The organism is Pedobacter sp. CG_S7 (assembly GCF_040544395.1).
Lineage (GTDB): Bacteria > Bacteroidota > Bacteroidia > Sphingobacteriales > Sphingobacteriaceae > Pedobacter.
On sequence record NZ_JBEONS010000002.1, the window covers coordinates 54,908 to 71,604 of the forward strand.

Consider the following 16,697-nt stretch of genomic DNA (forward strand, 5'->3'; position numbering starts at 1 on the left):
AAAAATATATATTAATTTGCACAAATAATACAGATTATGAATGACCTCATAAAGAAACAATTACAAGATGCACAGGCAATCATGGATAAGGCAATTATTCACTGTGAGTCTGAGCTGACTAAGCTTCGTGCTGGCAAAGCTTCTGCAGGTATGCTAGATGGCATTATGGTAGACTACTATGGCACTCCGACTCCTTTAAGCCAAGTTGCCAGTATCAATACTCCCGATGCCCGCACTTTATTGATACAGCCTTGGGAAAAAGTATTGCTAACTCCTATTGAGCGTGCAATTATGGAAGCTAATATTGGTATTAATCCTCAGAATGACGGTGTAATAATTCGTTTGGTTGTACCTCCTCTAACAGAAGAGCGTAGGAGAGAATTAGTGAAAAAAGCAAAAGAAGAAGCCGAAAGAGGTAAAATTGCAATCCGTAACATCCGTAAAGATGCTAACGAAAAGATTAAAAAATTAAAAGGTGATGCTGTTTCTGATGATGAAATCAAAACTGGTGAAGCTGAGGTTCAAAAAATAACAGATGTTTATATTGTGAAAGTGGATAAACATATGGAAGCTAAAGAAAAAGACATTATGACCGTATAATCTGTTAATGTTTTTTGAATTATCGAAAATATGATACTAGATTAATAATTATTAAAGGGAATGTGGCGAAAGCTATATTCCCTTTCTTTATTTTTGCCCTTCATGAATTTACTGATTTCCTATCTCAAAAAACACCAGTGGCTTGTTGTTCTTGCACTGGTTCTGGCGGCCATTAATATTGGCTTTTCCTTACTGGACCCTTATATTACAGGGAAAATTGTGGATAGGTTTATTGAAAGAAAGGATGAATTAACCAAAGATGAATTTGTTTGGGGAGTGCTTAAATTGGTTGGCATTGGCGTGGGTGCAGCGATGGTATCCCGTATTGCTAAGAACTTCCAAGATTATTTTACCAGTATTATTGTGCAAAAAGTAGGCGCACGTATGTATGCTGATGGATTAAAACACTCTTTGGAATTACCTTATCAGGTGTTTGAAGACCAACGTAGCGGTGAAACGCTTGGGATTTTACAGAAAGTTCGTTTAGACTGCGAGAAATTTATAACCTCTTTTATCAGTGTACTCTTTGTGAGTTTGATTGGTATGGTATTCGTAATTGTTTATTCTACTTCGGTTAGTTATAAAGTAACACTCATCTACTTTTCAGCCATTCCCATTATTAGCTTTGTGAGCTGGTTTTTAAGTGGTAAAATCAAAACTATTCAAAGAATCATTGTTGGAGAAACTACTGCATTGGCCGGTTCAACAACAGAATCTTTAAGGAATATTGAACTTGTAAAAAGCCTTGGGTTGGTTAATCAGGAAATTGAAAGGCTCAATAAAACCACCTATCAAATATTAGCTTTGGAGCTTAAAAAGGTTAAATATGTGCGGAGCATGAGCTTTGTGCAGGGTACAACGGTTAATTTTGTGCGCAGTTCCATGGTCGTAGTATTGCTTATCCTGATATTTGAAAATACGATCTCTCCGGGGGAATATTTCTCCTTTCTCTTCTACTCTTTCTTTTTGTTTGGTCCATTACAGGAGCTTGGGAACGTCATTCTATCCTGGCGGGAGGCCGAAGTTTCTTTGGGTAATTTTAAGCGGATTTTAAACAGGCCAATTGACAAGAAGCCTGTAAACCCTGTTAAGCTTGATAAAATTGCTAAACTATCTTTTGAAGCAGTGAGTTTCCGCCATTTAACCGGAAAAAGTAATGCCTTGAATCATATCAGCTTTCAATCAAGTAATGGAGAAACCATTGCTTTTGTAGGGCCTTCCGGGTCTGGAAAAACCACACTTGTTAAATTATTGGTAGGCTTGTACCAACCTGTTGAAGGAGCGGTTTACTATAACAATTTTTCCAGTCAGGATATAGATCTTGATCAGTTACGTGAAAAAATTGGCTTCGTAACCCAGGATACCCAGCTATTTTCTGGTACAATACGCGAGAATTTGCAATTTGTAAGGCCTAATGCTAGCGATGAAGAATGTTTGCATGTACTGCAACAAGCCGCTTGTCAGAACTTAATGGCTCGTGCAGATAAAGGACTTGATACCGTGATTGGCGAAGGTGGTGTAAAAGTTTCCGGTGGGGAGAAACAACGTTTATCCATTGCCAGGGCCTTACTGCGAAAGCCAGATATATTAGTGTTTGATGAGGCAACTTCTTCTCTTGACTCCCTAACTGAAGAAGAAATAACAGCAACAATCCGGGATATTTCTGCTAAAACCAGTCATATTACTGTATTAATTGCACACCGCTTGTCAACCATTAGGCATGCAGACCGAATCTATGTGCTGGAAAGAGGTCAGATCATTGAGCAGGGTAAACATGCTGATCTGCTGGAAGAAAAAGGCTTATATTATGCCATGTGGCGCCAACAAGTGGGTGAGCGGACAACGGTATAATTAAAGCAATTTCGTATAAAAAGCTTCGTAAGCATCGCGTAAATCATCAGCCTGGTTAATGGCTGCTGATGCTGCTATGCCAAATATCCCCGTTTGCATCAGGGCTGTTACATCGTGTAAGGTTACGCCACCAACGGCAAGTACAGGAAAATCAATGTTTAATTTTTTCAATGCGGAAAGTCCTTTTGCATAACCAGTTATGCCCAGCATTGGTGCCACATTTGGTTTTGTGATGGTTACTCCAAAAGGACCAAAACCGGCATAGTCTGCACCTTCTTCCCACAGCCTGATTAACCCTTCTATCGTATTTGAAGAGCCTCCAATGGTAACTTCTTCTCCCAACTGTCGCCGTAAAGCAATGAAATCAGCGTCCATATCTTCTATGTGAAAACCTTGTATATCGGCTTTTCCCTTTAAATGCACATGATTTGTAACGATTAGGGTAGCCCCCCAATCGTCACAAATCGATGAGACTTCATGAATTTCATTCAGCAGTTCTTCCTCCGTTTTTGTTAGGCAACGGTATTGTATCCATTTTGCTCCTGCCTCACAGGCCAGTTGTGTTTGCTCAACATGGCTTAACTGGGGAATATCATGGGTAATGAAATGCAGTTTTTCTATATATTTTTTCATGAATAACTTATAATGATTGGATCATCAGGGGTTTAATTAAAACTTCAAATTTAAAGATAGTAAAAAGTTAGTACCTGCCTGAGCGAAATAAAAATTCTCCGTAGTAGTTACACCCTGGTAAATCGATCCGTAAGTATAACCATTACTTTCATATTTTTTGTTGAAAACATTGTTGACCAGTAATCCAAGGTTTATATTCTTTATACCAAAGGCACTAAAATCATATCCTGCGCGTAAATTACTTACAAAATAGGCTTTTAACTTTCTTGATTCGTTTTGGGTATTATCTAAATATTGTTTGCTTACATATTTGTTTTGTAATGCGATTGCAAAGCCTTGTAGTGGTTTATAAGCCAATTCGCCAAACAACACGGCTGCTGGAGAGTAAGAAATGTCTGGGGATTCATAATTTGTTGTCACCGTATTAATGATATCACCATTTTCATCATATTCGTAAAGATAATCAACATAGTTACTTATCTTATTTCTGCTTATCGCTGCATTTGCGTTCAATACAAATTTGCTGCTTAAAATATAAGAAGCATCCAATTCTATCCCGATCCGGTAACTTTTTGAAACATTTTGACGGATTGGTTCACCAACATCATTGATTTTTCCCGTTACCACCAATTGGTCTTTATAAAACATACCATAGGCATTTACACCAGCATTTAATTTTCCAGCTTTTATACGATAGCCCAATTCAGTGTTATATAAACGCTCAGATTTGGGAAACAAACTTGGATTTGCATTCACATAGTCATCGCGGTTAGGTTCTTTATTGGCAAGGCTGAACGATAAATACACGTTGCTGTTGGAGTTCATGAAATAAGTAGCCCCAACTTTAGGGTTAAAGAAATTCATTTGGTCGTTAAAATCAATATTAGTCAGGTTTTTATCTGTTCCTGCCACTTCGTAATTGATATTTCTGTATTGAACATCGGCGAAAAGGCTGAGCTTTTCACTCGGATTAAACATTACTTTTCCGAAGATATTGAAATCTGATTTATCACCCTGATTATCGTAATAATGGTCGCCATATTGCCCGTTTGAAGCATATTGTGCCCAGATCACCTCTCCAAAGTGCTTACCTTTATATTCGTTATAAGCACCGCCCAGGGTAAAAGTCAAATTGGATTGGGGTTGGTAATTGAAGTTATAGGTAACCCCATAAAAGTCATTGTCTAACCATCTTCTTCGAATAAGGTCAGTTTTGTCTTTTGTAGTCCCACCTAGCTCAACATTTGCTAAGCCATAATTTTTAAATTTCTGACCAGTTTTAAATTCTTCATAATAACCCCTGCCGTCGGTATAATGCAGCGCTCCGTTAAATGAAAACTGTTCATTAAACTGTCTGGCATACAATAACTGGTAATGGTTTTGCCAGTAATTATCCGTTTGGTCTTTATAGGTAAAAGAGTTATATGTTCTGTTGCCCGAATTCAATAAATTGGTAGCATCAGCGTCGCTGAGGTAATTACGGGCAATATAAGCCTGCATACCAGCCGCATCACCGTTTAACCTCGATTCAGGAATTCCATTCCAAGCCTGGTAGGTTTTTTCAGCACCAGCAAAAACGTTTAAGCGTAGCAAGTCTTTCTTACCCTTGTAAGCACCTGATAAAAAGTAGGATTTTAAATTTGAAGCTGCACGATCAATAAAACCATCTGTTTTAATTTGAGAAAGCCTTCCATCAAAACTCCATTTATTATCGATCAGTCCGGTTCCAAGTTTTACGGTGTTTTTAAGGGTGTTATAAGAGCCAACAGTATTATTCAATTCAGCATAGGGCTCAATACTTCCTGCGCTGGTTTGCACATTTATGCTAGCGCCAAACGCTCCTGCACCATTGGTAGAAGTGCCTACACCACGCTGTATTTGTACGTTGTCTACGGAAGAGGCGAAATCGGGCATGTTTACCCAAAAGCTACCCTGACTCTCACTGTCGTTATAAGGGATGCCATTTACGGTAACGTTAATGCGTGTTGCATCACTTCCCCGAATCCTTATTCCGGTGTAACCGATGCCAGTTCCAGCATCCGATGAAACCACCACACCAGGGGTATTATTCAAAATAAAAGGAAGATCCTGGCCAAAGTTATTCGCATTGATTTCCTCTTTACTTAGGTTTTTGAAGGTTGTGGCAGACTTCTCATTGGCACGCGTACCCCGCACAATGACTTCTTCAGCCAAATAGGAAGCAGTAATTAGGCTAAAGTCTATATTTAAATCAGCATTTAAGATAATGTTTTTTTGCAGAGGCTGGTAGCCTATAAAACTTACTTCTAAGGTGTAACTTCCAGCTTTAATGTTTTTTAGCTGGTAATAGCCTTCGCTATTTGCTTTTGCACCTATTCCGGCATTTTTAATACGAATGCTTGCTCCAGGCAAGAGGGTGTTTTTTTCAGAAACTGTTCCTGAAATGTTAAATTGCGCTTTCGTTAACAGCGGAAACAGCAACACGGCAACAGCCGTAATCAATAATTTTTTCAATTTGTAATTGTTTTTTAGTTACATAAGCTGTAAATAGGGGTGTTTACAGTTTAGTTTAACTCCATAACTCCAATCCCTACGCCGGCATTATCCGGATCAGGTTCATACAAGCTAACTACTCAGTTTAGCTGTAATGGGTATGATCTCAGCCTGTTTTTGTGTTTTTTTTACAAAACAAGGCACCCCTTTTGATAATGCAAATGTATAAAATAAATTAAGTATTGCAATTAATATGCAGCATTAAGGATTTTCTAAAAGAAAAGCATCTATTACTTTCACCGCATTTTCAAAACGATCTACAGTTCCACCAACCACCGTATAGTTTGCCTGCAGCAGTCTTAACTCCTGGTGCCAAATGTTCATGAAATGTTCCCTAAGGTGTGGGAAATTGCGTAGAGGATCTTCCTGCCAGGGAAGGTCTATGTCCATTAGCAGGTATAAATCATAGTCATATTTTGGCAGTGCATTGAGCACAATTTGTGGGGTCTTGCCTAAGGTGGCATCGCTCCAGATTTTTACCGTTAAAAAAGTTGTATCGCAAAATATAAAGCTGTTTTCGGTCATTGCTACCACCGACTGTTCAAGTGCCACTTGTCCATGGAACATATTGATTTCATCCTGCAAAGTACAGGGCGCTGTTAAAGCAGCACAGTAATACCTTGCATATTCTGCCACCCAATGGGTTTTATAGTGTCTGGCCAATTGTTGTGTAATGGTCGACTTTCCGGTGCTTTCAGGGCCTACAATGGCTATTTTTTTAATTCTTTTATTCACGTTTATTTTTTATCCATGCCACAAAAGTAAGTCATACAGCGGTATAAAAAAAAATCCGGTAAAAGATAAATCTCTTACCGGATAATAAACCAAACAAACTATTTATGAAGAATATCCTCCCTAAGGAGAATGCTTTTATTATATAGCGGCGTTAGGGGATGAGCTAAAACTTAAAGCTGCCTTAACACTTATATCAGTAGTTACCCCATTTCTTAAAACATACTCTACTCTAATCCGCAGGCTGTTTCCTTTAATATAACTATCAAGAAAACGTGAATTATCAATGTCTAGTACTAAAGAAGTGCCGATATTTTCTGCAATATCATTTCTTGACGCTACCATGACTTCACTGCTAGTTCCATTAGAGATAAATATTTTTACAGATTTAAACATTCCCATACTTTGGGTGTTGGGGTTTGCCGCTGTTAACCTTGCAGAAGCAATTCTCACCTCTTTAATATAAGTGTTCCCATTTTGGTTGCCGAAAACTTCATCAAAGCTACTCGCTGCACTTGTAGCAGATATCGTGCTGTTTGCTTTGGCTGAAGCTGGAATGATTAAGGTTGCTGTATATGGGAAGCTGGATTTAATGATCGATTGTACTGTTGCACAACCACTTATTCCTATACTTATAGCTAAAAATGCGATGATAAGTTTTTTCATATACAGTTATAAACAAATTCTGTTCCAAGAGATAATAAGCTGTCAAATGGACTTGACTGGAATGATAGTTATTTTTAGGCTTCAATGCCTGTCTGTATTTGCATACAGACTATGTAATAATTTTGGTAGCTTAGTGGTAAATGCGCATCTTTAACTTCTAATAAGCTTAAATATTTGTCCTATGAAAAGTTACAAAATTGCTGTCCTTATCATTTTATCGGTTGCGTTGTTTGCTTTTAAAGCGCAAAATAGCGGGGCTTTGCAGGGAAGAATAATTCCAGTTGAAGGGGTTAAAGAAATTCTTGTGATTTCTGGTGCCGATACCATTAAAGTGCAAAATATTAATGGCGGTTTCTTGCTCAAAAACCTTCCGGCAAAAACCTATAAAGTTATGATTAAGGCTGCCTCGCCTTACCTGGATTATACCTTGAATGAGGTTGCTGTTATTGATAGTGCTACAACAGATATTGGCCAGATTCAATTATTAAAATAATTACCATAAAATTTAGTGGTTTTTTATAAAAAGGTGTCATTTATATGGCCTAAAAGCTTAACTTTGCACCCCGACAGAGTAGTCGGGATATTTCTTTTCGTATAGAAAATCTCGCGAGCAAAACTTTTAAAGCCATATGCCAAAAGACACTTCCATACGTTCCATATTGATCATCGGATCCGGACCCATTATTATTGGTCAAGCCTGTGAATTTGATTATGCAGGATCCCAAGCCGCCCTATCCTTAAAAGAAGAAGGAATTGAAGTTTCCATTATTAACTCCAATCCTGCAACAATTATGACGGATAAGGTCATCGCAGACCATGTTTACCTTCGCCCGTTAACAGTAGATTCAATTGAACAGATCCTAATTGAAAGAAAGATTGATGCCGTTTTGCCTACTATGGGCGGACAAACAGCATTAAACCTTTGTAAAGAAGCTGAAGAACGCGGTGTTTGGGAAAAATACGGTGTAAGAGTAATAGGGGTTGACGTTGCCGCTATTGAAAAAACAGAAAACAGAGAAGCTTTCCGACAATTAATGGTTGATATCGGTATTGGCGTTGCCAATTCAAGGATAGCTAACTCATTTTTAGAAGGTAAAGAAGCTGCACAACAAATCGGATATCCACTGGTTATTCGTCCTTCATACACTTTAGGTGGTTATGGAGGTGGTTTTGTGCACAAAAAAGAAGAATTCGATCAAGCTTTAAAACGCGGATTAGAAGCTTCACCAACCCACGAGGTATTGGTAGAACAAGCCGTGTTAGGGTGGAAAGAATATGAACTGGAATTGCTCAGAGACAGCGCTGACAATGTAATTATCATCTGTTCTATTGAAAACTTCGACCCTATGGGCATCCATACCGGAGATTCTATTACAGTAGCTCCTGCCATGACTTTATCTGATCGTTGCTATCAGGATATGCGTAACCAGGCAATTAAAATGATGCGTGCTATCGGTAATTTTGCCGGTGGATGTAACGTTCAGTTTTCAGTAAACCCAGATAACGACGAAATTATTGCCATTGAAATCAATCCAAGGGTTTCTCGTTCTTCTGCACTTGCTAGTAAGGCTACCGGTTATCCTATTGCAAAAATTGCTTCTAAATTAGCTATAGGATATAACTTGGATGAAATAGAAAATCAAATTACCAAAACTACTTCCGCTTATTTCGAGCCTAGCTTAGACTATGTGATCGTGAAAATTCCTCGCTGGAACTTTGATAAATTCAAAGGTGCTAATATGGAACTTGGTCTTCAAATGAAATCCGTTGGTGAAGTAATGGCCATTGGACGTACTTTTATAGAAGCCCTTCAAAAAGCTTGTCAGAGTTTAGAAATTGGCAGAGCTGGTTTAGGCGCCGATGGAAAGCACAGCCGTAATATTGATGAAATCATGTATGGCCTGCAGCACCCAAGCTGGAATAGGTTGTTTCTGATTAAAGACGCCATGAGCATGGGTGTACCTTTGGAATCTATCCGCAAGGTTACCCGTATAGATAAATGGTTCTTGTCGCAAATTCAGGAATTAGTACAGCTCGAAGTAGAATTAAAAAGATATTCTTTAAATAACATACCAAAAGACTTCTTCTTTACGCTAAAACAAAAGGGTTATTCTGATATTCAGATCGCCTATTTATTAGGTAATGTAACAGAAGATGAAGTTTATGAACGCAGGAAGGTCTTAGGCATTAAACGTGTTTATAAAATGGTGGATACTTGTGCTGCAGAGTTTGCTGCACTAACGCCTTATTACTATTCTACTTTTGAAGAGGAGAACGAATCTCTTGCTTCTGATAAGAAAAAAGTAATTGTTCTTGGATCCGGACCAAATCGTATTGGTCAGGGAATAGAATTTGATTACTCTTGTGTACATGGCTTACTTGCTGCAAAAGAGTGCGGTTTTGAAGCCATTATGATTAATTGTAATCCTGAAACTGTTTCTACAGATTTTAATATGGCTGATAAGCTGTATTTTGAGCCTGTATTCTGGGAACATGTTCGTGAGATTATTGAGCTGGAAAAACCTGTAGGTGTGATTGTACAACTTGGCGGTCAAACAGCCTTAAAGATGGCCGAGAAGCTTGAAGAGATGGGTGTTAAAATCATCGGTACTTCTTATAACGACATGGATGTTGCAGAAGACCGTGGTCGTTTCTCTGATTTGTTGAAAGAACTGGAAATTCCTTATCCAAGGTATGGTGTTGCTGAAAATGCAGAAGAAGCTATTGTTGTAGCTAACCAGGTAGGATATCCAGTATTGGTACGTCCAAGTTATGTATTGGGTGGACAAGGGATGAGCATCGTGATTAATGATGAAGATCTGGAGAAAGCTGTAGTGAAACTTTTAGGAGATCTACCAGGCAACCGCGTTTTGATTGATCATTTTCTGGACAGGGCAGAAGAAACCGAGTCTGACTCGATTTGCGATGGCGAAGATGTTCATATCATTGGATTAATGGAGCACATTGAGCCTGCAGGAATACACTCCGGAGATTCATTTGCTGTATTGCCCCCTTTTAGTCTTTCAGAAAAAGTAATGGCCGATATGGAAACTTATTCTAAAAAGATTGCAAGAGCCTTAAATGTTATCGGTTTACTGAACATACAGTTTGCGGTAAAAGATGGAAAAGTCTATGTGATTGAAGCGAATCCAAGAGCGTCACGAACCGTACCTTTCATTGCTAAAGCTTACGATGTTCCGTACATTAATATAGCAGCTAAAATTATGTTAGGGGTTAATAAACTGAAAGATTTTACGATAGAACGCAAGTTAGATGGTTATGCCATTAAAGAACCAGTGTTCTCTTATGAGAAATTCCCGGAAGTTACGAAAGAATTAGGCCCGGAAATGAAATCAACTGGAGAATCTATCCGTTTCATCAAAGACCTGGAAGATCCTTACTTCAGGAAGTTATATAAAGACAAATCAATGTATTTGTCGAAATAGTAAAAAAAGTCCCGAAAGGGACTTTTTTTATGTCTTTTTTATCATTAGCCAAATAGGGCGCTAAACACATCTTCAATTTTACCAACGCCAATAATTTCAATATTGTACTTCTCTAATACCAGGCCCTTTAAGTTATATTTTGAGATAAATATCCTTTCAAAACCTAATTTCTCAGCTTCTGAAATGCGTTGATCTATTCTGTTTACAGCCCTTATTTCACCAGATAAACCTACTTCTGCTGCAAAGCAATACTTAGAGGGGATAGCAATATCCTCATGAGAAGAGATGATAGCCGCCATAATAGCCAAATCTATCGCTGGATCTTCAACCCTTATACCCCCTGCAAGATTTAAAAACACATCTCTGGTACTTAATCTAAAGCCACACCTTTTTTCTAATACTGCCAGCAGCATGTTCATTCGCTTGGTATCAAAACCCGTGGCTGATCGCTGAGGTGTTCCGTAGGCTGCAACGCTCACCAAAGCCTGTGTTTCAATCAGCATAGGCCTGGCACCCTCTAAAGTTGCCGATATGGCAATTCCACTCAGCTCCTCATCACGTTGTGATAATAAAATTTCAGAAGGATTGGTCACTTCCCGCAGACCGGCACTGTTCATAGCATAAATTCCCAATTCTGCTGCCGCACCAAACCTGTTTTTGATAGACCTTAATATTCGGTATATATGGTGCCTGTCGCCCTCAAATTGTAATACCGTGTCTACCATATGTTCCAGTATTTTCGGACCGGCAATGGCGCCGTCTTTAGTAATATGGCCAATTAAAAATACGGGTGTATCAGTTTCTTTTGCAAAGCGCAAAAGTTCAGCTGTACATTCCCTTACCTGCGAAACACTACCGGGCGTAGATTCTATATGAGCAGAATGAAGGGTTTGAATGGAGTCTACAATAACAATTTCAGGTTCGAGGGCCTCAATTTGTTTAAAGATATTCTGAGTAGAAGTTTCCGTTAAAATATAGCAATCAGCAGTAGGATTACTGGTAATACGCTCTGCACGCATTTTTATTTGCTGCTCACTTTCCTCACCTGAAATATATAGTATCTTTTTATGAGGAAGGTTTAAAGCCAGCTGCAACATTAAAGTGGATTTTCCTATGCCCGGTTCACCACCTATTAAAGTAACGGAACCTGTAACCAGCCCTCCCCCTAAAACACGGTCCAGCTCCTGGTCGCCGGTTAATATCCTTTTTTCTGTAGAAGATTCAATACTTTCCACTTTGCTTGGTTTATTGGCACGTATGTTACTGCCACTGCTTTTCCAGGTCGGAACCTTTGCTGCAGTTTTCTCCATAATCTCTTCTACCAAAGTATTCCAGGAATTACATGAAGGGCATTTACCAAGCCATTTTGCGGATTCATACCCACAGCTCTGACAAAAATATGCTGATTTAGTTTTAGCCAATGTTTGATGGTTTAAAGAATTACTAATTTAACGCTAAATTGAAGCAATCGTATAATTAAAAAATAAAAGGAGTTAAAATTAATAAGCCTGACTTCTATTTAGAAATCAGGCTTACAATTAAGTTTTAATACAAGAGTTACAGTTTAATTTCTTCGTCTTTAGCCGATAAGAAATGAAACTCTGTCAGATTGTAAGAAGGCACAGCTCTTAATTTTATGCGTTGACCGAATTTGAAGAACCATTTCCATTGTAGGGAAACTATTCCCTTTTTAATATAGGCTTCAATATAAGGATGTACACACAGTGTAACGTTCTTTTCATTCTGTTCCTGCAGTATGTAAGTGAGGTTATTTTCTATATCATCCATTAGGACAATACTTGCTTTAATTTCCCCCGTACCTCCACAAGTAGGACATTTTTCACTGGTAACAATGTTCATTTCAGGTCTCACCCTTTGGCGGGTAATCTGAACCAAACCAAATTTACTCGGAGGCAAAATAGTGTGTTTTGCACGGTCCAGCTGCATCAGTTCCCGTAAATAGTCAAATAACATTTTACGGTTAACAGGCTTGTGCATGTCAATAAAATCGATAACGACAATACCGCCCATATCACGCAGCCTAAGCTGGCGTGCAATTTCTTTTGCGGCTTCTTTATTCACCTGAAGAGCATTTTCTTCCTGGTTTTCCTTGCTCGCAGTTCTATTACCGCTATTTACATCAATAACATGTAACGCTTCAGTATGTTCAACAACCAGATAGGCACCACCAGCGAGGGTCACCGTTTTACCGAAGCCATTTTTAATCTGTTTATCCAGACCAAAGTGCTCAAATATGGGCTCTTTTTGCTTGTAATGCTTCACTATTTTCTCCATTTCCGGAGAAATTTCATGAACATAAGAACGAATATCTTCAAATAAACTTTGATCGTTTACATAAACATTCGTAAAATCTGTGCTCAGGATATCTCGGATCAACGTAGACGTACGATCCATTTCTCCCCACACACGTTTAGAAGGTTCTGCATCGGGCAACTTCTTGATGAAGTTTTCCCATTTGGTTACAGAATCCAAGAGATCTTTTTGCAGTTCCCCTACACCTTTTCCTTCGGAAACCGTTCTAATAATAACACCAAAATTTTTAGGTTTAATACTTTCAATAATCTTTTTTAAACGATTGCGTTCGGTATTACTTTTTATTTTTTTGGATATAGAGATAACATTAGAGAAAGGGACCAATACAATATAGCGGCCTGCTATAGAAAGGTCAGAACTTAAGCGTGGCCCTTTAGTCGAAATAGGCTCTTTGGCTATTTGAACAGGGATGACAATATTTTTGGAGACGATTTCAGAGATCTTCCCGGCCTTATTAATATCAGGCTCAAGTTTAAAGTTATCTAATAACGTCCCATTAACGGTGCCATTACGCTTAATTTTTGTTAGCTTTAATAAAGATTGCACTTGCGGTCCCAGATCAAAATAATGCAGGAACGCATCTTTTTCATAACCCACATCAACAAACGCAGCATTTAAGCCCGGCATAATTTTCTTTATACGGCCTAAATAAATATCGCCAACAGCATAGTTGGTGTTGATGTGTTCTTTATGAAGTTCTACAAGGTGTTTGTCTTCAATTAAAGCTATGGTTACTCCCGTAGGAGATGAATCGATAATTAATTCTTTTACCAAAAGCTGTAAATTTTACGGCATATAAAAATGCCCCATTAACGCATGAACTGATACGAAAAATAGTGAACAAGTAAAATATACGTCAATAAATCAACGCATATTTTACTTGTTTACATTTCAAAATAAGAGGCTATTTTTTCTTATTCTTATGTCTGTTTTTTCTTAAGTGTTTTTTACGTTTGTGCGTAGCCATTTTATGTCTCTTTCTTTTTTTACCACTTGGCATAATTCTGAAAATTAAATATTTTAAAAAATCTGTTTATTAATTATTTACTGAGCTCTTCCACACGTTTATCAATGAATTTAGATAATGTTGGATTCGCTGCAAGCTTTTTACTGTTTAAATAAGCTGCAATAGCTTCTTTCTTTTTGCCTAGGTTTTCATAAGCTGTAGCCAGATAGAAATAAGCATCTGGTGAAGGCTGCTGTGCAATAATCTCATTAAATCTAACAATAGCTTTATCAAACTGTCCTGATTTAATTGCAAATGTACCTAAACTCATATTTGCTTTTAAATTTGTAGGATCTTTTTTAACAACGGCTAATAACATTGCTATACCTTCCATTGGCATTCCCATTCCATTTACAATGGTTATTCCCAAACCAGTTTTCGCGACTGCATTATTAGAGTCTAGTTCAAAAGCATTCTTGTAAGAGTTGTTTGCTTTTTGAAGTAAGGCGGGCTGGATTACGCTGTCCCGGGTTAAATCAAAGGCTTTCATAAATCTTTCACCGGCATTTAACCAATTGTTGATTTTGGGTTCTTTACCTGCAATAAGCTCTAAATATAACGCACTTGGAATAGGTTGTTCTACATCATCCCATTTTTGGGCGAGCTGCAGAGCTACCGTATTTTTATCATTTTCCGGAGCTTTTTTGTAATTATTCTCTAAGGTAGTGATTTCAGCGGCTAAACTAGTGTTTATTATATTTTTCCCAACTGTGGATACTTCCTGTAAGTTGATTTCCTGTGCTGGTTTAGTTGCTAATTCTCCGGCAGCAGGAGTATTAGTTGTATCTTCTTTTGGTTTAACCAAACCTTTAATATCTCTTGTAAACAAAAATGCGATCAGCAGCAAAATTGCTCCAATAATTATTACTTGTTTAGTCCGGATATCTTTGATCATAATTTATACCTCTACGCTAAGTTTTTTACTGTTATTTTTAACTTTATCAACAAATACTTTTGCTGGTTTAAAGCTTGGAACATAATGTTCTGGGATAATGATTGCTGTATTTTTAGAAATGTTTCTTGCAGTTTTTTGCGCTCTTTTTTTAACAACAAAACTTCCAAAACCTCTTACGTAAACATTTTCTCCACCGATCATGCTATTCTTGATCACTTTGAAAAATGCTTCTACGGTCTCCTGCACATCTACCTTTTCAATTCCTGTCTTTGTTGATATCTCTGAAATAATATCTGCCTTAGTCATATTCTCTATTATTAAATTTTTGTGTGTTAAATATTATAAGTGATTTGGGGTTGCAAAAGTATTGCTTTTTAATGAGATAGGAAAATAAAAGATAATTTATTTGTGCTTTGATTGATCAGGGAATTGCAAGATTTAGTGAAAATACGTTTATACACCGTATTTTTGTGGTCATGAATTTTCAGCTTGAAATTATTAACTGGTATAATCTTCATCAAAGAGATCTTCCCTGGCGTGGTACTCAGGATGCATACGTGATCTGGCTTTCTGAAATCATTATGCAACAAACCCGTGTAGAGCAGGGTTTACCCTATTTTAACCTCTTTTTAGAAGAGTTGCCTACAGTAGCTGATTTTGCTGCTGCCACCGAAACCCAGGTGCTTAAACTTTGGCAAGGATTGGGGTATTATTCCAGAGGGCGCAACATGCACCATACAGCCCAACAAGTTATGGAATTACATGGTGGTATTTTTCCTGTTCGGTACGAAGAACTGATCCGCTTAAAAGGAATTGGACCCTATACGGCAGCGGCTATTTCTTCTTTTGCAGCAGGCGAATCCAGAGCAGTTTTAGATGGGAATGTTTTTCGTGTTATTGCCCGATATTTTGGTGTTTCCAGCCCCATTAATAGTATAGAAGGGAAAAAAGAGTTTGAATTGCTAGCACAGCAATTAATTGAACATCAAAATCCAATGGTCTATAATCAGGCAATTATGGAATTTGGTGCTTTGCAATGCAAGCCTAAATCTCCGGATTGCGGGGGCTGTGTGCTTCAGCTGAATTGTGAGGCCAGGCGACAACAAATGGTATCGGTTTGGCCTGTAAAGCTTAAAAAAGTGGTGGTTAGAAAGCGCTATTTTAATTACCTGATCCTGCAAAAAGGGGGCGAGGTGTTAGTTAAAAAAAGACAGGGTAGTGATATTTGGCAACACCTTTACGACTTTCCGTTAATTGAAAGTATGGAGCCCATTGAACTTTCAGATGCAGGGTTATTTATCGAAATAAGAAAATTATATGGTGAAGGGGTAGGTATTATACCGGTAATTGCTAAAAAGCACATTCTTACACACCAAATTATATATGTTCGATTTTTTGTTTTAGCTAATTATATGATTAACTTTAAGCAAGACGCAGCTGAAACTTGGGTAGATAAAACAGCACTCAATAACTTGCCTCAACCCAAAGTGATCAGTAATTTTATTAACACGTATTTAAACTTATAATTTTTTTTCATGTCAGGTATCAACAAAGTAATTCTCGTAGGACATTTGGGTAAGGATCCTGAAGTTCGTCATTTAGACGGTGGTGTAACCGTTGCAAGCTTTCCATTGGCCACCTCCGAGACCTTTAACAGGGACGGTAAACGAGTAGAACAGACCGAGTGGCATAACATAGTGCTTTGGCGAGGTTTAGCCGAGGTAGCCTCTAAATACCTTCAGAAAGGAAAGCTGGTGTATATAGAAGGTAAGCTGCGTACGCGTTCTTTTGAGGATAGGGAGAAGGTTAAAAAATATGTTACTGAAGTTGTTGCAGAAAACTTTACCATTTTGGGTAGGAAGAGCGATTTTGAAGGTACCCCAGTGGTGCACAACCATACCATTCCTAAACAACAGCATGAAGATGAGTTTACGAGCACAGATAGTGATGAAGGAAACATACCGTTTTAAAGAAGAATCTCTTTTTTACCTAAAAAAAACTG

Annotated in this window: 14 protein-coding genes; 6 read left to right on the forward strand and 8 right to left on the reverse strand. The window is 38.0% G+C overall.

Annotated elements, in window-relative coordinates; genetic code table 11:
* The first annotated feature begins 36 nt into the window (after nt 1-36).
* Both frr and AAKU52_RS02200 read left to right on the forward strand, forming a co-directional pair.
* Nucleotides 37-600: a ribosome recycling factor gene (gene frr, locus AAKU52_RS02195; RefSeq protein WP_354329749.1), complete on the forward strand. Its 564-nt coding sequence runs from the start codon at nt 37-39 to the stop codon at nt 598-600.
* Between the two features lie 102 nt (nt 601-702).
* The gene (locus AAKU52_RS02200; protein WP_354329751.1) at nt 703-2,451 is read left to right on the forward strand and encodes an ABC transporter ATP-binding protein; all 1,749 of its coding nucleotides are present in this window, start codon (nt 703-705) and stop codon (nt 2,449-2,451) included.
* On the opposite strand, the gene AAKU52_RS02205 is transcribed toward AAKU52_RS02200, so the two are convergent.
* From AAKU52_RS02205 to AAKU52_RS02220, 4 genes are all read right to left on the reverse strand, one after another.
* Nucleotides 2,452-3,084 (reverse strand): thiamine phosphate synthase, encoded by a 633-nt coding sequence (locus AAKU52_RS02205; RefSeq protein WP_354329753.1) that lies wholly within the window; start codon nt 3,082-3,084, stop codon nt 2,452-2,454.
* A 36-nt stretch (nt 3,085-3,120) separates the two neighbouring features.
* Complete coding sequence (locus tag AAKU52_RS02210; RefSeq protein WP_354329755.1) at nt 3,121-5,577, reverse strand: TonB-dependent receptor; 2,457 nt, start codon at nt 5,575-5,577, stop codon at nt 3,121-3,123.
* Between the two features lie 240 nt (nt 5,578-5,817).
* Entirely contained in the window at nt 5,818-6,351 is a 534-nt protein-coding gene (locus tag AAKU52_RS02215) for an AAA family ATPase (protein WP_354329757.1), read from the reverse strand.
* Nucleotides 6,352-6,489: 138 nt separating this feature from the next.
* Nucleotides 6,490-7,014 (reverse strand): hypothetical protein, encoded by a 525-nt coding sequence (locus AAKU52_RS02220; protein ID WP_354329759.1) that lies wholly within the window; start codon nt 7,012-7,014, stop codon nt 6,490-6,492.
* Nucleotides 7,015-7,195: 181 nt separating this feature from the next.
* Between AAKU52_RS02220 and AAKU52_RS02225 the strand changes: the two genes are divergently transcribed.
* Together AAKU52_RS02225 and carB are read left to right on the forward strand one after the other, a co-directional pair.
* Nucleotides 7,196-7,507 carry a carboxypeptidase regulatory-like domain-containing protein gene (locus AAKU52_RS02225; RefSeq protein ID WP_354329761.1) on the forward strand — a complete coding sequence of 104 codons (312 nt, stop codon included), beginning with the start codon at nt 7,196-7,198 and terminating at the stop codon, nt 7,505-7,507.
* A 136-nt stretch (nt 7,508-7,643) separates the two neighbouring features.
* Nucleotides 7,644-10,460 (forward strand): carbamoyl-phosphate synthase large subunit, encoded by a 2,817-nt coding sequence (gene carB, locus AAKU52_RS02230; RefSeq protein ID WP_354329763.1) that lies wholly within the window; start codon nt 7,644-7,646, stop codon nt 10,458-10,460.
* A 44-nt stretch (nt 10,461-10,504) separates the two neighbouring features.
* Here the strand turns inward: carB and radA are convergent, their stop codons facing one another.
* From radA to AAKU52_RS02255, 4 genes are all read right to left on the reverse strand, one after another.
* Nucleotides 10,505-11,881, reverse strand: a complete 1,377-nt coding sequence (gene radA / locus AAKU52_RS02235; RefSeq protein WP_354329764.1) for a DNA repair protein RadA — start codon at nt 11,879-11,881, stop codon at nt 10,505-10,507.
* Nucleotides 11,882-12,017: 136 nt separating this feature from the next.
* Nucleotides 12,018-13,568 carry an Rne/Rng family ribonuclease gene (locus AAKU52_RS02240; protein WP_354329766.1) on the reverse strand — a complete coding sequence of 517 codons (1,551 nt, stop codon included), beginning with the start codon at nt 13,566-13,568 and terminating at the stop codon, nt 12,018-12,020.
* A 266-nt stretch (nt 13,569-13,834) separates the two neighbouring features.
* On the reverse strand, nt 13,835-14,695 hold the full coding sequence (locus AAKU52_RS02250; protein WP_354329770.1) for a tetratricopeptide repeat protein: 861 nt from the start codon (nt 14,693-14,695) through the stop codon (nt 13,835-13,837).
* 3 nt (nt 14,696-14,698) lie between these two features.
* The gene (locus AAKU52_RS02255; RefSeq protein WP_354329772.1) at nt 14,699-15,001 is read right to left on the reverse strand and encodes an HU family DNA-binding protein; all 303 of its coding nucleotides are present in this window, start codon (nt 14,999-15,001) and stop codon (nt 14,699-14,701) included.
* Between the two features lie 170 nt (nt 15,002-15,171).
* On the opposite strand from AAKU52_RS02255, the gene mutY reads away from it, so the two are divergent.
* Nucleotides 15,172-16,221 carry an A/G-specific adenine glycosylase gene (gene mutY / locus AAKU52_RS02260; protein WP_354329774.1) on the forward strand — a complete coding sequence of 350 codons (1,050 nt, stop codon included), beginning with the start codon at nt 15,172-15,174 and terminating at the stop codon, nt 16,219-16,221.
* A gap of 9 nt (nt 16,222-16,230) precedes the next feature.
* On the forward strand, nt 16,231-16,665 hold the full coding sequence (locus AAKU52_RS02265; RefSeq protein ID WP_354329776.1) for a single-stranded DNA-binding protein: 435 nt from the start codon (nt 16,231-16,233) through the stop codon (nt 16,663-16,665).
* The last annotated feature ends 32 nt before the right edge of the window (nt 16,666-16,697 follow it).

Excerpts from the sequence above, each read along its gene's own strand:
- AAKU52_RS02200 (WP_354329751.1), top strand. The coding sequence starts at position 703 with ATGAATTTACTGATTTCCTATCTCAAAAAACACCAGTGGCTTGTTGTT.
- AAKU52_RS02225 (WP_354329761.1), top strand. The coding sequence starts at position 7,196 with ATGAAAAGTTACAAAATTGCTGTCCTTATCATTTTATCGGTTGCGTTG.
- carB (WP_354329763.1), top strand. The coding sequence starts at position 7,644 with ATGCCAAAAGACACTTCCATACGTTCCATATTGATCATCGGATCCGGA.
- AAKU52_RS02265 (WP_354329776.1), top strand. The coding sequence starts at position 16,231 with ATGTCAGGTATCAACAAAGTAATTCTCGTAGGACATTTGGGTAAGGAT.
- mutY (WP_354329774.1), top strand. The coding sequence starts at position 15,172 with ATGAATTTTCAGCTTGAAATTATTAACTGGTATAATCTTCATCAAAGA.
- frr (WP_354329749.1), top strand. The coding sequence starts at position 37 with ATGAATGACCTCATAAAGAAACAATTACAAGATGCACAGGCAATCATG.
- AAKU52_RS02220 (WP_354329759.1), bottom strand. The coding sequence starts at position 7,014 with ATGAAAAAACTTATCATCGCATTTTTAGCTATAAGTATAGGAATAAGT.
- AAKU52_RS02250 (WP_354329770.1), bottom strand. The coding sequence starts at position 14,695 with ATGATCAAAGATATCCGGACTAAACAAGTAATAATTATTGGAGCAATT.
- AAKU52_RS02205 (WP_354329753.1), bottom strand. The coding sequence starts at position 3,084 with ATGAAAAAATATATAGAAAAACTGCATTTCATTACCCATGATATTCCC.
- AAKU52_RS02255 (WP_354329772.1), bottom strand. The coding sequence starts at position 15,001 with ATGACTAAGGCAGATATTATTTCAGAGATATCAACAAAGACAGGAATT.